A 14,909-nucleotide genomic window follows, 5' to 3' on the forward strand; every position below is an offset into this window, starting at 1 on the left:
GCGGCGATTTCCCGATCGCCGTCAATCGTGAAAACCTACGGCCAGCAAGATTTCTTTACCCTCGGGTATGGCGATCTTAAGCGAAATTGGATACCATGCGTCGTAGTCTATGGTAGTGCTGAAACCATCAGCGTTTTCGGCTTTTTGAGCCATCCATTCCCTGCCTGCCAATCCACTTGGGACCAAACAATTTCTCTGGTTTTGGATCCCTGATGGTTGCCCATCGGCCCCTTGACTGCCATTTTCGGGTCTCCTAACCGTCCCCAACTATGAACGCTGCTGGAAACTTGTTTGCCCCCTTAACCAACGCGATCGGCAGTCTCTTAGGAGGCGGTAAAAAAGGCATCGGCATCGAAATTTCACCCGAACGAATTAACCTGGTTCAGCTCCAAAAAAAGGGCCAGAAATTTAAGCTCAATATTCTCTCTTCCGTTGAAGTTCCTGAAGGCGTAATTGAAGAGGGAGCCATTATTGACCCCCCCGCCGCTGCAGAACTCATTCAAGCGGTCATTCAAGATAGCCGCGTCAAGGTCAAGGAAGTGGCCACGGCCATTCCTGGGCGCGAAACGGTAATTCGTTTGATTCCTGTGCCAGCGGAACTCAATGATGATGAGCTGCGGCAATACATGAATCAGGAAGCGGGTCTCTACCTCCCTTTTCCTCGGGAAGAGGCGGATGTTGACTATCAAAAACTGGGCTATTTTACCGATGAAGATGGCATCGAAAAGGTGCAAGTGTTGCTGGTGGCCACACGTCGGGAGGTCACTGATGCTTATCTGGACACCTTTGAGCAGGCGGGGCTACGAATCAAGACCCTAGAAATCAGCAGCTTTGCCCTCATCCGAACCATCCGCGAACAGCTCCGGGGCTACGCTTCCAATCAAGCCGTGGTGCTGGTGGATATTCAGTTTGATAGCAGTGAAATTGCGATTGTGGTAGACGGCGTGCCGCAATTTTCGCGGACAGTCCCGATCGGGACATTACAAATGCAAGAGGCCTTGAATCGGGCGATGAACACGCCCCCCAGCCGCAGCACGGACATGCTGATGGAGATGACCATTCCCATTTCGCAAATCGAGGCTGTGGGGGCCGCTTCGGGCACGACGGGCATGAGTCCCGGCTCGGTGGCGATCGTGAAGATGATGGGCGAGTTAGCCGATGAGTTGCGGCGATCGGTCGATTTCTACCTCAACCAAAGCGAAAATTTGGAAATTGCCCAGTTGATGTTGGCGGGGCCCGGCGCGGCGATCGGGGAAATTGATGAGTTTTTTACCCAACGGTTAAACGTGCCCGTGATGCGGGTTGACCCGATCGAGTCCTTGGGTTTGGAGGCCGACAGCGACATCACCGAAGCCCAACGCGCCAGCTTGGGAGTCGTGTTAGGGTTGGGGCTGCGGAATGCACTCGATGAACGGGAATAGAGGGCCCTAGCACAGAGCCACAGACACGCAGCCATTGACTCGCAAGGGTTATTGCTGTTACCCCTGTTGGTTAATGTCGGTTCAACCGCTCAACTTCTGATTGCCCCATCGACTCCCTGCCCGATCGCCCCTCGTTGATCGACCGCCTTCCTGCCCTAGGTGATGACCGAGCCGAATCCCGAGACTGCAAACCCCGAGCCACCTGACTGTTGCCCTCGCTATGTATAGTCTCAACGTCAACTTCCTGAAGGATCGCCCCGAGTACCAAACCGCCGGGGCCGGCAAAACAGCGGGTACGGCTGTCGCCCAGGCGAGTAAGTTGCCGCTGATTTTGGGCGTGATGGTGGGTTTGGCAGTTCCGGCGGCCATCGGCGGATTTTGGGGCTATCTCCAACTCCAAAAAGCCGCCTTGGAACAGAGCCAAGCTGAACTCAATCAAGACTTGCAAGATTTGGAAGCGGAGCTGGCCAAAGCGGCCCAAGCCGAAGCAGAGATGAAGGCGATCGACCAGCTCACCCAAGGTTTGGTGGGGGTGTTCAGTCGCGTGAAGTCTTGGTCTGCCCTGCTGGGTGATTTGCGCGATCGATTGCCGGTGGGTGTGCAGATGACGGCCATCCGCGAAGCCGAAGACAAAAACGCTGCCACCACTGCCGCCGCCAGCACCCCCAAGCCCAGCCCCGGCGCGGCTGCCGCGCCCGCTGCCAACAAACCCATTCGCCCCCCGAAAACCCTGACGATCGAGGGTTATGCCAACTCTATGGAAGGGGTGGGCGAGTTTTTGCTGCTGCTGCAAAAGTCGCCCTTCTTAGATGCGACCAAAACCCAGTTAGTGGGCAGCCAGGCGATCGACAACCCCGCCCAAATCGTCCAGGCTAACCAGGAAGTGCAAGACGGCATTGCCTATGTACTAGCCGCGCCCCCGCCCACTGCGGCGGCCACCGGTGGTCAAGTTAGAATCGTTGCGCCGCAGGTCATTAAGTACACGATCCAGTCGGCTTACACGACCAAGCCCGCCGAAGAGCTGCTCCCGATGCTCGATCGCAACGGAGCCTCTGGTCTTGTGGTGCGCATCGAAACCATTCGCCGCATTTTGGCTGAACAAGGCAAAACCCCCAACACCGGTCTCACCCCACCGGCCGGCGACAGCGAGCCTAAGGAGAATACCAACAATGGCGTTTAGCGCACAGCAAGCGGTCACGGAACCCAGCGATCCCGTTGTTTTTGGGATTACCTTCACACCCACCATCCTCGGCGGTGTTGTGGCCGCCGTCGGTGTCATTGGCGGCGTGGCGCTCCTGATTCAGGTGGTGATGCCCCAATACGAAGAATACAAAAAGCTTGAGGAGGATGTGGCCACCAAACGAGAACGCCTAGAGCAGGTGGCCGAAGAAAAGCGTAAGGTGCAGCAAACCCTCGACAACTTGCAGCGGGCCCGCGCCACTCAAGAGCAAGTGCTGGCTTTGTTTCCCGCTCCCACCACGGTTTCGGTGCTGCCGTTGGATCTCAATCGGATTGTTTCTGAACAGTTTGGCCAAATTACCAAGCTGGAACCTGTCCCGGTCAAGAGTCCATCGGAGGAAATGGTCACCGATGGCTCTTGGGGCGATGCGGTCAACAGCAAAATTCGGCAACAGGTGCTGAAGGTGGGGTTCGAGGCGGACTACGATCGCACCGGTAACATCCTGCGCAACCTTGAGCGCTATCAGTCGATGCTGGCGATCGATGATTTGACCTCCGAGCTAAAACTCTCCAAGCAGGCGGTGCGGTTTGATGACAAAACTGGGCAGTTTGTCGCTCAAGGTGCGCCCCAGGTTCGGATCCAGACCAATTTTTCGTTAAAGGTGCTCCTACCGCTCTCGGCTCGGGAGTTGGCCCAACAGGCCGCCGCCGAAGCCAACAAAGAGGGCGAAAACGCAGATAAGCCGGAGGGTGAAGCACCTAAATAATCGCAAGATTGGTGGCCGAGGGATCCGCAGCATCATGATGTTCTGACTCGATCGCCCTGGCGAACACCCATTTTCCTTTCCCTAACCCCAACAACCACGATCGACAAAACAGCAGTGAGGAGCGAACGGTGAACTACGAGCGGATTTTGGGCAATGCAGCGCTGATGGGTGGGTTGGCAACGGTGGCGATCGTGCAGCCCGCTTTGGCCGAAACCAACGTGCTGGACGTGCGAATCAGCGGCAGCGGCAGCGGCGTGGATGTGGAATTGGTGACCGATTCGGTCGATCGACCACAGGTGTTCCTGTTGCCTCCCCAAGGAACCAGCCTGATTGCCCATGTGGCCGGCGCGCGGTTGGTGGTTCCCGGCGGCAACGTGACCCGAGCCAACCCAGCCCCCGGGATTGCAGCAGTGGAAGTGACCCAACTGGATGGCAGCACTGTCCAGGTAACGGTACGCGGCACCACGGCCCGCCCCACCGGTCGCATTCGCCCCAGCAACAACAATGCCGTTCTGCTGAGCTATGCCGGCACGGCCACCCCCAGCACCCCAAGCACCCCCAGCAATACTGGCAGCCCCGTAGCCCAAACACCGGCCAATACCGGCTCGCCGGTTGGCAACGGCGCACCCAACGTCCTGGTTCCCAACCCCACCATCACCATTGATGGTCAACCGGCCGTGCTCAGTCCGGCGGTGGCTCCTCCCACCATGCCCCGGGCGATCGCCCCACCCGTTGGCGACATTGCCATTTCCGATCTGCCGATTCAGCCCTACACCATTAATCTAGGCAGCAGCCAAATCATTCCCCGTTTGGTACTGCGAGAAGCCCCCGTACGCGAGGTGTTGTCACTGCTGGCCCGGGCCAGCGGCGTGAACATTGCCTTCGCAGACAACGCGGCCGGCCCCACCCCCGGCGGCCCCACTGCTCCCGGCACGCCTCCCACCACCGGAGCCGACGCTCGGATTAGCCTCGACATCGAAAACGAATCGGCCCAGGACGTTTTTAACTACGTCTTGCGGATTAGCGGTCTTCAGGCCAGCCGCAATGGCCGCACCATTTTTGTGGGCCGCAGTTTGCCCAACGCAGCCCGGGATGTGGCCATGCGTTCCGTACGCCTCAACCAAGTGCGGGCCAACGAAGCGGCCGGTTATTTGGTGATTTTGGGGGCTGAAAGTGCCACGGCGGCCACAGAGCGAACAACGGAAGTTGTGCGGCTGGGGGCAGACCAACAGCAGCAGGGCGGTGGTGATGCGCAAGTTCAGGCGGCTCCCTTGACCCAAACCCGCACCAGTGAGCGCACGGTCATTAACCCGCTTCGCTATGATCCGAAAGATTCGGTTCCGATTCTCCGCGGCCTGCAAATTGCGGTAGATCAGCGCACCAACACCATCACTTTGGTGGGGCAGCGGGATTTGGTCGCCCTGGCTTCTGAGCAGTTGTCGCGGATTGATAGCCGCCTGCGCCAGGTTGTGGTGAATGTGCGGGTGATTGACATCAACCTGCTGCAAAACGATCGCCTGGGTACGAGTTTCTCCTTTGGGGTGGGCGGCACTCGCATCGTCAACACGGGTGGCATCGGGGTGATTAACTGGAGCGATCGGGGCGCACCCTACTCCACCAACTTGGCTCCCGAATCCGTTGGATTTGGGCCTGTTTCGGTTCCCCTTTCAATTTCAGGCGATGTGAATGGCCAAAATCCCAATGGCTTTAACATCGCCAACGACTTCCTCGCTCAGCTCCAAGCGTCTGTGATTAACGGAAATGCCAAAATTCTGACCGATCCAACCTTGGTGGTGCAGGAAGGGCAAGTGGCGAATGTGGAACTCACTGAAGAAGTGGTGGGAACCGTGGAGGCCGAAACGGAAGTTTCCAATGGTGTGAGCAACACGACTTTCACCATTGAAAAGGAAAAGGCCGGTCTCGTTTTGGGCATTCAAGTCGATCGAATCGATGACAATGGTTTTGTTACCCTGTCGGTTTCGCCCTCGTTGAAAGTTCCGATTGATCGATTTGGGGCCCTTGAAGATAATGCCTTTGCCACCTTGTTGTCTGAGCGGAAGCTATCGTCCGGCACCATTCGGATCCGGGATGGCCAAACCCTAGTCCTGGCGGGCATTATTCAAGACACAGATCGTAGCGAAGTGCGCAAGATTCCGATTTTGGGTGACCTGCCGCTGTTGGGTTCTCTGTTCCGCCGCACCGATCGCCGCAACGAGCGTAAGGAGTTGGTGGTGTTGCTCACACCGCAATTGCTGGACGACTCGAACGCTTCAACCGCTGGCTACAGCTATACGCCCAGCCGGGAAGCCCAAGAGCTGATTCAACGCACCAACATGCGGTAAAAAACACTGCGGTTGCTGTTTTCAAGGGTTGACGGCATCCATCGAGCAAATTGAGGGGCGATCGAGCGAGTTCGATCGTCCCTTTGAATTTCTGAGCTGGTTCAAGTTTCTGAGCAGATTATTCTTGATCAATCTCATTGCTCAATTTTTTCCCAGCCGATCGTCCCTGAGCACATCATTCTTGGGCGCATCCCCCTTAGGCCCATCATCTTTGAGCACCATCCAAGATGGCTCCGATTTATGGGGATTTGGCAACCGATGGCAAGAATAAAGGTTCAGGCCTATGCTGAAATGGCCAAGGATCGGCTGAACTGAATTGCAAAGGATCGATCGACTATGAGTCGTGGATTTTATATCATCGCCAATGACAAAGTAACGGAACATGCGATCGCGCTGCTCGAAAGTATTCGGGCAACTGATTCCGAAACGCCCGTTATGCTCATTCCCTATGATGATCACTACCAAAAGGTTGCCAAAATTCTGAGTGATCGTTTCGGTGTTTTATTATTTGAAGATCTAGAGTTTATTCAGCGTCTTTCTGTTCAGCTTCAAAGCATCTTTGGTCAAGAATTTTTCGCTCGTCCTAATCAGTTTCGTAAACAAGCTTGCTGGTTTGGCCCCTTTGATGAATTTCTCTACATTGACACAGACCTGATTGTTTTTGAGCCGATTATTCAATGCCTTGATGCTCTCTCTGAAGCAGACTTTGTTTGCTATGACTATCAACATGCTGGAGGTCTCAAGGACGTTTTCACATCCACCGTTCTAGAGCAAGGCATTTTTACAGAAGAAGATTTGCGGGGAACTTTTAACGGCGGTTTGTGGGGATCTCGCAAGGGATTAATCACCGAGCAGGATCTGTACGACACCTTTGCTGAATGTGCCGCTCACCCAGAATATTTTGATTTTTCTAAGAAAACATCCGACCAACCGATCATTAACTACATGGTTTTGCGTCGGTTTCCTCGGTGTTGGAATTGGACACAGCGGCCCGCAAAGGGGCCCGGAAGCTGGGCCGGTAGCAAACATTTTGTTTGGCAGGGCGATCGCTTGATCGATCCGAAAGTCAACAAGCCCGTTCCCTATCTACATTGGGCCGGCATTCGACTCCAGCCCGGTTGTCCCTACTGGGAACTGTGGGAGAAATATCGGTATTTACACGAACCGAAACCGACCGTTTCCCCGTTGGCCCCGCCACCCCCGCGATCGATCTGGCAACGGGCCCTGACCAAGGCCAAACGCATCCTGAAACCCCATCCCAAACGCTAAGGCCGATCCTCGGATTCGCAAAACCCCAGTTCTTACATCTCAAAATCCTGAGGAACAAGGGGCTTAAGCCCCTTGTCTGGAGTGGCTGTTGGTTTGGGGTCGTGACCGATCTGGAATGATCAATCGCTGGCGATCATCACCCGATCGCCCCCCTGGCAACCCAGCTAACCTTAGTAAATCCGTTCGATCGCGTAATGTGCCAACCCCACCAAGGCCTCCCGCGCCGCCGACGGAGCCAACACCATCACATCCTCGATCGCCTGCTCCACGTGATGCCTCGCCAAAGCGCGAGACCGCTCAATACCCTGGCTCGATCGCACCAATTCCAGGGCCGTTTCAATATCGCCCTCCTCTGAAAACTCCCGCTCGATCGGCCCCTCCAGTTGGGGGAACTCCTCCAGCGCATACAGAACCGGAGCCGTTAGATTGCCGCTGCGCAAATCCGACCCTGCCGGTTTCCCGAGCACCTCATCGGAGCTGGTGAAATCGAGAATGTCATCCACCACCTGGAACGCCAAACCCACATGGCGACCGTAGCTATAGAGCCGTTCAGCCACCGATCGCTCCACATCGCTCAGAATCGCCGCCGCCTTGGAACTGTTGGCCACCAGCGATGCGGTTTTGTAGTAGCTCTTTTGCAGATAGGCTTCCAGGGTCAGGCTGGTGTCAAAGCGATTGAGGCCCTGGTCAATTTCGCCCTCCGCCAAATTCATAATCACTTCCGAAAGCAGCTTCACCACTTCCAGATTGTCCAAATTTGCCAAGTACCAAGAGGACTGGGCAAAGAGGAAATCGCCCGCCAGCACCGCCACCCGGTTATTGAAACGACTGTGTACCGTGGGCACACCCCGTCGCGTTCCTGCTTCATCCACCACATCATCGTGAACCAAGCTGGCCGTGTGGATCATTTCCGTAATTTCTGCCAACCGTCGATGTCGGGCCGTAATTTCCGCTGACCCCATCGTGGCCCGGGCCACCAACAACACAATCGCCGGTCGCAAACGCTTGCCGCCTGCACTAAACAAGTGCTCTGCCGCTGCATAGAGGATCGGATGCTTTGCGCCAACCAGCTTGCGCAGGTTCATCGTCATGGCATCAAGATCGGCTTCAACCGGAGAAAGCAGGGAAATCGTCGAGGTCATGGATTGGCCCGGTGCAGCATCAGGTTACGAAATTTTACGCATTCTGTGATTATTTTAAGCTAACCCCAGACCAATCCGTGTAGATGAGTGGGATCGGGATTTGTCAAGGTTACGGTGATTGATCGGGGATCGCTATTGCACGAATGCCCATCAATACGGGCTTTTGGGGATTTCTAAAGATTTGTAAAAACCACCAAAAATTCACTGTCAACCCTGAGAAATCAGGTGTTATTCTATAGGTCAGGGGTTTCTAAAAACTTCATGGGAAAGCTGCCCGCTGCAAGCTTTGCCGAATTGAATAGGACTGGACTCCGAAATGTGAATTGCGTGAGCTTTTCACACAAAGACGACCAGATCCAAGCCGCTATCAAGTCTGCTGACCCGAACCAATCCGGTAGCGATCGCGAATCAGCATCCTTAAGGGTGTTTCGGTTCCCGATGGGATGGTTCTATTCAGTGAGGCCCAGACCCAGATAGGGGTTAAGCACTAGGTTGGACTCCGATTCTCAATTGCCTTGAGTCAGGGTTCGGCCTTGGTGTGCGCCATGGTGAGTGCTGTCATTGTTTTGGAACGGCGACCGGGGGATGTCGATCGCGTTCTGAACCATATTTCAGTGCTGGCTTCAGCGCGACCATATTTTCAGCTCACAAAAACTATATTCATGTACAGTTACTGCTATGAACGCGCTGGGACTGTTGGTGGGATTGGCCCTCTACCAAGGATTGGTGATCGCAAATCGGTATTCATTACCGATTAATAACGTGGCGCATTTGGTGTTTCCGCAGCAAACGTCTTGGACTATTTTGGGGGCATCGGTAGTCTATTTGGCGGTGGTTTATTTGCTGCTGTCGATCGCACAGCAACGCTATAAAAACCGCTACCAAGAAGTAGCTGAACGAGTTACGGAATCCAGAGGTGATCGGGTGGAATCGTTGGGGCTATCGGATGGTCGCGACCTGGCCACCAGACGCTTTTAGCTCCAGGAGCAAAAGTTCAATAAAGGTCAAACAAAGAAGGCAAAGGACACAATATCCAACGGGTTCTCTCTAGCAGCATTTCTCTGATGAAATGATTGAGTTCAATCAAGATTGGATTCAACTTTTGGGTTCAACCAAGGAATTTAAACACCTTAGTCAACCCAAGTTGCTGTGAGGGGATGTCTCAACAATCAAAATGCTACCTTGTGGGTCTCATCGATCAATTTGACCGATAGAGACAAGGGGCTTAAGCCCCTTGCCCCCACGACTGCTAGGGCTTTGCAAGCCGTTACTGCTCAGACATTCTCTAAGCTTTTGCCACAACAGAAACGGGGTGCTGGTTAAGAGTCAGTACCCCGTTTTTATGGCGTTTTTTATGGGGCTTTTGATGAAGCTTTTGTGGGCTAGCAAAGTTACCCATCACGATCGCCCATTAGATCGCCCATTAGATCGCCCATTAGATCGCCCATCAACCGTTAACGTTCTAGACTGCCTTTCAGAATAGAAATTCTGGCTACCCTATTGAGCGAGGCGTTCTTTGCAGGCAAAAATCCGCTCGATCGTTTCCTCAACGGCCTTATCTGGCGTGGATGCACCGGAAGTGATGCCCACGGTGATCGGCCCGGCGGGTAACCAGTTTTCGGCGCGTTCGATGTCGCCGTGAAGGGGTTTGTGCTCGATCGCCCGCTCATCCAAAATTCGATCAGCACTGTCAATATGATAAGAAGGAATATTGCGTTCGATGGCAATTTCCTGCAAATGGGTGGTGTTGGAAGAGTTAAATCCACCAATCACAATCATCAAATCCATCGGCGCATCCACCAACTCAAACATGGCATCTTGCCGTTCTTGGGTGGCATCGCAAATGGTGTTGAAACTCATGAAGTGATCGTTCAGTTTGTCGGGGCCAAACCGTTGCATCATGGTGCGCTCAAATAGTTTCCCGATCGCCTCGGTTTCGCTCTTGAGCATGGTGGTTTGGTTTGCCACACCCACCCGATCGAGATCCCGATCGGGATCGAACCCTTGAGAACAGGCCTTGGCAAACTTAGCGAGAAATTCTGTCTTATCTCCGCCGTGCAGAATATAGTTGCTGACGTATTCCGCCTGCTCCATATTCAGCACAACCAAATATTTATTGGCAAAGGAACTTGTGGCGATCGTTTCCTCATGGTTGTATTTCCCATGAACGATCGAGGTGTAATCACTTTTTTTGTGTTTTTCAACGCTGTTCCACACCTTCGCCACCCAAGGACAAGTGGTGTCTACGATGATGCAACCGCGATCGTTCAACAGTTGCATTTCCTGCACACTGGCCCCAAACGCCGGCAGAATCACCACATCCCCTCGTTCCACCACCGAGAAGTCTTTTTGGCCATGGTTCACTTCAATGAACAACACGCCCATCTGTCGCAAATGGTCATTTACCGATGGATTGTGGATGATTTCATTGGTGATCCAAATGCGCTCCGTGGGGAATTGTTTGCGGGCTTCATAGGCCATGGCCACCGCCCGTTCCACCCCCCAACAAAACCCGAATGCCTGGGCTAAGCGAATGGTCACATCGCCCCGGGTCAACACGTTGCCATTAGCCCGCAGTTCTTGAATTAAACCGCTTTGGTAAGAGGTGGCCATGGTTTCAGCCACTGCTTCTCCGTGACCAAACCCGCGCCGAAAGTAATTATCGGAATGGTTTAGCGATCGCCGAAATGCTTTGGTATCCAGAGGGGCGGCGGTTTGGGCGGCGCTGTCTTGGGTCTCGGGGGCCAGGTCGGTGACGGGCGTTTCCATGCGATCGCTCTCGGGATTTAAATCGAGTTTTGTTTAAACGGCTCGGCCCCATTGTATCAGGGGCGATCGGGCAGTGATGGGCCGGATCCGGCGGCAGCGATGGACTTCCTGCGCAACCTATTCCCCGTCCTTGTCCCACTCCAAATCCGTTGGCGGTTCGATCGCCCTCACATCTTCTCGGTAGAAGTGCCGGATGCCTTGGCCCTGTTCCACTCGCACCGTCACCGCCCGATCGCCCACCTGTTCCACTTGGCCGCGCAAGCCGTTCCAAATTGGGTCTCCATCGGGCCGCACCACTGCAATTTCCACCCAATCCCCGATCGACAAGGGCGAATGCTGCTGCTTGGCTGCCGCTTTCCAAAGAATCCAATCCCGCAGCAAATAGTTCACCTGCTTGGGAGCCTCGTCTTGGGGGCAGTGGCCGACTCCTTCCAAATTCACAAACCGCTCAACGGCTGGGTATTGCTCGAAGGCCAACCCACGCTCGATCGGCTCCCAAGGATCCGCCGCGCCCCACAGAATCATGGCTGGACAAGGCAGCTTCGGGAGCAAGTCCTCTGGCAACGGCCCTTGGGAATAGCGCGTGAAGGCCAAAAACACATCGGCCGCCCCCGGATCACGCGCCGGTTCCATCAGGATCTCCACCAGCTCATCCGTCACCGCGCTGGTGTCTCGGTAGGCTTGGCAAAGAATTTTGCGCACGGTGGCCGGCTGGGCAATTTGTTGGAAAAAAGTTCGGCCTAACCAAGGCCAACCCAAGATTTTTTGCAAATAGCCGGAGCCAACCCGCTTGAACCAGGGCAGCTCGGCCCGGCGGCGATCGTGCAACAGGCGCAAGGAACAGTTCAACAACACCACCGCCCGCGCCAGCTCGGGGTGGTCAACGGCCGCCTGCATGGCCACCACGCAGCCGATCGAGTTGCCCACCAAAAACGCCGCTTCCCCAACCACCTCGCGGCAAAAGTCCGCCACCAACTGCCCCCAAGTCTCGAAGGTGTAGCGGATTTCCCGATCGGGCGTGGGCTTAGCTGACCCCCCAAAACCAATTAAATCAAGGGCAAATACTCGGCAATGTTGCGCCAAAAAGGGAATATTTTTACGCCAATGCCGCCAGGAAGCGCCAAACCCATGGATTAAAACCACAGCGGGGCCAGCATCACCCGAATGCTGATAGCAAATGCGATGGCCTTGCCAAGTCCAAACATAAGGACAAGCATCGGTGGCGGAAAATTGGGTGAGTTCAGGGGCGATCGCAGTCACGGCAGGGGGAAAGGGATTGGAAAAGGGAGCCTAACGAGATTGTAAAGCTGATAATTATCAATTTCCGCGAGTCGATTCAGTCGATCCAAGGAAGCGCGTTACCCTGGAAGAAAGAGTTCGATCGATTGAGGCGGTTACCATGCAAAGCGGTTGGCGCGTGGGGTCGATCTTTAACATTCCGCTACTAGTCGATCCATCGTGGTTTTTAATTTTGGTTTGGTTTTCGGCCGCCAACAGTGTTGAGTGGGCGAACCGCTATCCCGATTGGGGCGCGGGGCTAACTTGGCTGTTGGGTTTGCTGACCGCTTTGTTGCTCTTTGGCTCCGTGCTGGTGCATGAGTTAGGCCACAGCTTGGCGGCCCGATCGCAAGGCATCGCCGTGAATTCGATCACCCTGTTCATGTTTGGTGGTGTGGCCGCGATCGACCGGGAATCCAAAACCCCCGGCGGCGCAATGCAAGTGGCGATCGCGGGGCCCCTCGTCAGCTTGAGCCTGTTTATTTTGCTGTCCGCGATCGGGCGGTTGGCTCCCACCAGCCCACTCACCATTCTTTGCTTGAATTTGGCGCGGATTAATTTAGTGCTGGCGGTGTTTAACCTGATTCCCGGTTTGCCCCTCGATGGCGGCCAGGTGCTGAAGGCACTGGTTTGGAAAGCCACCGGCAGCCGGTTTACGGGCGTGCGTTGGGCCGCCAAAGCTGGCCAGGCGATCGGTTGGTTGGGCATCAGCTTGGCGGCCTTCCTGATTCTGTTTGTGCCCGGTGGTCTCCAGGGTTGGTGGATTGGGTTAATTGGCTGGTTCTGTTTGCGAAATGCCGCCAGTTACGAACGCCTGACCGCCGTGCAAGAAGCCCTGGTGAATGAACGGGTGGCCAATGCCCAATCCCGGGAATTCCGGATCGTGGATGGCCACCTGAGCCTGCGGGATTTTGTGGATAACTACCTGCTGACGGCCGATCGCCCGGAATACTTTGTGGCCATGGACGGCCGCGATCGGGGTCGAATTGATCCCGAAAACCTCAAAACCATTGACCATGAGCGCTGGCCCTGGATTCGGGTGGTGGATGCCATTGAACCGATTGACCACCTATCCTCAATCGCGGACAGCGCCACCTTGGCCGAAGCGGCCCTGCTGATGGAAGAACGGCAGGTGAAGCGGCTGGTGGTCTTGAGTCCGATCGGTTCCGTGGTGGGCACGCTCGATCGCGCTGACCTCACCCGCCAAATCATGCAGCGGCTCAAAATCGTGATCAATGAAACGGAACTGAAGCGGTGCAAAGCCGAACATTGCTACCCATCGGGCTTTAACCTCGGGGCGATCGCCCGCACCCTGGCTGAAGAGATGGCCTAGGGGCCTGCTGGCCCGGTTGCCACCGCTCTCAGTTGCTGCTGTTCTGGGTGGCGACCGCTTGGCCAGTCGTGAATCCCGGGTAATCTTGTTAACTTGCTTGTCTTGATTTGCTTCCTGATTTGCTTACTATGAACTGGACTCCCGAAGCCGAAGCCAAGCTCAAAGAAATTCCGTTCTTTGTACGGCCCGCCGCTCGCAAAAAGATCGAGAAATTCGCCCAAGAAGCCGGTGAAACCACCATCACCGTTGAAGTTTACGAAGCTGCCAAGAAAAAATTCGGCTAGGGATTGCTCAAGGCTATTCTCCTGTGGCGGCTCGGGGCGATCGACTCGATCGGCTACTGATCTATGGCGGCTCGGGGCGATCGACTCGATCGACTACTCATCCCCTGTTTGCGTTTGCCGCTCCAGCACCGTTTTCAGCACCAACGTCACCAACGCCAAGCAAGCCAACAGCAACGCCGCCGTATAGGACGCTTGGGTTTGATATTGCTTATAGGCTTCCTCCACATACAGCGGCAAGGTCTGCGTTTTGCCCACAATGCTGCCGGAAACCACCGCCACCGCCCCAAACTCGCCCATGGTGCGAGCATTGGTCAAAATCACCCCATACATCACGCTCCAGCGAATGGATGGCAGTGTCACTCGCCAAAAGATTTGCCACTCATTCGCGCCCAAGGTGCGGGCGGCTTCCTCTTGGTCTTTGCCCAAATCCTCGAGCACCGGCAACACTTCCCGCACCACAAAGGGCATGGTTACAAAGGCCGAAGCCAACACGATTCCCGGAACCGCAAAGATGATCTTGACATCCCACGCCTGGAGCAAGGGGCCAAACCAACCTTCACGCCCGTAGAGCAACACCAACATCAACCCCGCCACCACCGACGGCACGGAAAATGGCAGGTCAATCACGCTTAGCAAAAAAGCGCGACCAGGAAAATTGCGCCGCGTCAAGGCCCAAGCCGCGCAAAGCCCAAAGACCGTGTTCAAAGGAACCACAATCACCGCAATCAGCAACGTCAGCAGGACGGCTTTTTGAAAGTCGCTCTCTTGCAGCGCAGCCCAAAACCCCGGAAAACCGCCCGCGAGTGCTTGGTAAATCACATTCAACAGGGGAATCACCAGCACCAACAGTAGATAGGCGGCAACTCCCAAAATGAGGGCTAGCTTTACCCAATCAACTCTGTTTTTTGGGGGCAAGGATTGGGGAGGATTGGGGGGACTCAGAGGGGTCGAAGCCATGGTGACCGACGGGGAAAAGTTCGAAAAAGTGGATTGACGAAAAAGTGAATTGACGAAAAAGTGAATTGACGAAAAAACGGCGTGCGGCTGGTGGCGGCAGGCGCACGCCACTTTTAGCAATTAATCGTGAAAGGACTGCGAGCAGTGGTTACGGTGGTCGTTTTCAGT

11 protein-coding genes and 1 pseudogene are annotated in these 14,909 nt (G+C 55.1%); 8 read left to right on the forward strand and 4 right to left on the reverse strand.

The window, feature by feature from the left end; all coding sequences use genetic code 11:
* The first annotated feature begins 269 nt into the window (after positions 1-269).
* From pilM to VPK24_RS14405, 5 genes are all read left to right on the forward strand, one after another.
* On the forward strand, positions 270-1,421 hold the full coding sequence (pilM, locus tag VPK24_RS14385) for a type IV pilus assembly protein PilM (protein WP_393014365.1): 1,152 nt from the start codon (positions 270-272) through the stop codon (positions 1,419-1,421).
* A 220-nt stretch (positions 1,422-1,641) separates the two neighbouring features.
* On the forward strand, positions 1,642-2,601 hold the full coding sequence (locus VPK24_RS14390) for a PilN domain-containing protein (RefSeq protein WP_393014367.1): 960 nt from the start codon (positions 1,642-1,644) through the stop codon (positions 2,599-2,601).
* On the forward strand, positions 2,591-3,367 hold the full coding sequence (locus tag VPK24_RS14395) for a hypothetical protein (protein WP_393014369.1): 777 nt from the start codon (positions 2,591-2,593) through the stop codon (positions 3,365-3,367). Before VPK24_RS14390 ends, VPK24_RS14395 begins: the two co-directional genes overlap by 11 nt.
* 128 nt (positions 3,368-3,495) lie before the next feature.
* Positions 3,496-5,709, forward strand: a complete 2,214-nt coding sequence (locus tag VPK24_RS14400) for a secretin and TonB N-terminal domain-containing protein (RefSeq protein WP_393014371.1) — start codon at positions 3,496-3,498, stop codon at positions 5,707-5,709.
* 336 nt (positions 5,710-6,045) lie between these two features.
* Positions 6,046-6,978, forward strand: a complete 933-nt coding sequence (locus VPK24_RS14405; RefSeq protein ID WP_393014372.1) for an Npun_R2821/Npun_R2822 family protein — start codon at positions 6,046-6,048, stop codon at positions 6,976-6,978.
* Between the two features lie 170 nt (positions 6,979-7,148).
* On the opposite strand, the gene sds is transcribed toward VPK24_RS14405, so the two are convergent.
* Positions 7,149-8,120 carry a solanesyl diphosphate synthase gene (gene sds / locus VPK24_RS14410; RefSeq protein WP_393014374.1) on the reverse strand — a complete coding sequence of 324 codons (972 nt, stop codon included), beginning with the start codon at positions 8,118-8,120 and terminating at the stop codon, positions 7,149-7,151.
* Between the two features lie 678 nt (positions 8,121-8,798).
* Between sds and VPK24_RS14415 the strand changes: the two genes are divergently transcribed.
* The gene (locus tag VPK24_RS14415) at positions 8,799-9,098 is read left to right on the forward strand and encodes a hypothetical protein (RefSeq protein ID WP_099535225.1); all 300 of its coding nucleotides are present in this window, start codon (positions 8,799-8,801) and stop codon (positions 9,096-9,098) included.
* Positions 9,099-9,617: 519 nt separating this feature from the next.
* On the opposite strand, the gene VPK24_RS14420 is transcribed toward VPK24_RS14415, so the two are convergent.
* Positions 9,618-10,823 carry a 4-hydroxy-3-methylbut-2-enyl diphosphate reductase gene (locus VPK24_RS14420; RefSeq protein ID WP_393014404.1) on the reverse strand — a complete coding sequence of 402 codons (1,206 nt, stop codon included), beginning with the start codon at positions 10,821-10,823 and terminating at the stop codon, positions 9,618-9,620.
* 429 nt (positions 10,824-11,252) lie between these two features.
* A pseudogene (locus VPK24_RS14425) lies at positions 11,253-12,140 on the reverse strand (alpha/beta fold hydrolase); the annotation flags it as partial.
* A gap of 148 nt (positions 12,141-12,288) precedes the next feature.
* Here VPK24_RS14425 and VPK24_RS14430 point away from each other — a divergent pair.
* Together VPK24_RS14430 and VPK24_RS14435 are read left to right on the forward strand one after the other, a co-directional pair.
* Positions 12,289-13,500, forward strand: coding sequence for a site-2 protease family protein (locus VPK24_RS14430; protein WP_393014376.1), 1,212 nt, complete (start codon positions 12,289-12,291; stop codon positions 13,498-13,500).
* Positions 13,501-13,628: 128 nt separating this feature from the next.
* Positions 13,629-13,784, forward strand: coding sequence for a PCP reductase family protein (locus VPK24_RS14435; RefSeq protein ID WP_099535229.1), 156 nt, complete (start codon positions 13,629-13,631; stop codon positions 13,782-13,784).
* A 93-nt stretch (positions 13,785-13,877) separates the two neighbouring features.
* Here the strand turns inward: VPK24_RS14435 and cysW are convergent, their stop codons facing one another.
* The gene (gene cysW, locus VPK24_RS14440; RefSeq protein ID WP_393014378.1) at positions 13,878-14,741 is read right to left on the reverse strand and encodes a sulfate ABC transporter permease subunit CysW; all 864 of its coding nucleotides are present in this window, start codon (positions 14,739-14,741) and stop codon (positions 13,878-13,880) included.
* Between the last annotated feature and the right edge of the window lie 168 nt (positions 14,742-14,909).

It is taken from the genome of Limnothrix redekei LRLZ20PSL1 (assembly GCF_043235035.1).
In the GTDB taxonomy this organism is placed as follows: domain Bacteria; phylum Cyanobacteriota; class Cyanobacteriia; order CACIAM-69d; family CACIAM-69d; genus CACIAM-69d.

Coding starts and splice junctions, on each gene's coding strand:
- cysW (WP_393014378.1), bottom strand. CDS start 14,741: ATGGCTTCGACCCCTCTGAGTCCCCCCAATCCTCCCCAATCCTTGCCC.
- VPK24_RS14430 (WP_393014376.1), top strand. CDS start 12,289: ATGCAAAGCGGTTGGCGCGTGGGGTCGATCTTTAACATTCCGCTACTA.
- VPK24_RS14415 (WP_099535225.1), top strand. CDS start 8,799: ATGAACGCGCTGGGACTGTTGGTGGGATTGGCCCTCTACCAAGGATTG.
- VPK24_RS14395 (WP_393014369.1), top strand. CDS start 2,591: ATGGCGTTTAGCGCACAGCAAGCGGTCACGGAACCCAGCGATCCCGTT.
- pilM (WP_393014365.1), top strand. CDS start 270: ATGAACGCTGCTGGAAACTTGTTTGCCCCCTTAACCAACGCGATCGGC.
- VPK24_RS14405 (WP_393014372.1), top strand. CDS start 6,046: ATGAGTCGTGGATTTTATATCATCGCCAATGACAAAGTAACGGAACAT.
- VPK24_RS14390 (WP_393014367.1), top strand. CDS start 1,642: ATGTATAGTCTCAACGTCAACTTCCTGAAGGATCGCCCCGAGTACCAA.
- VPK24_RS14435 (WP_099535229.1), top strand. CDS start 13,629: ATGAACTGGACTCCCGAAGCCGAAGCCAAGCTCAAAGAAATTCCGTTC.
- sds (WP_393014374.1), bottom strand. CDS start 8,120: ATGACCTCGACGATTTCCCTGCTTTCTCCGGTTGAAGCCGATCTTGAT.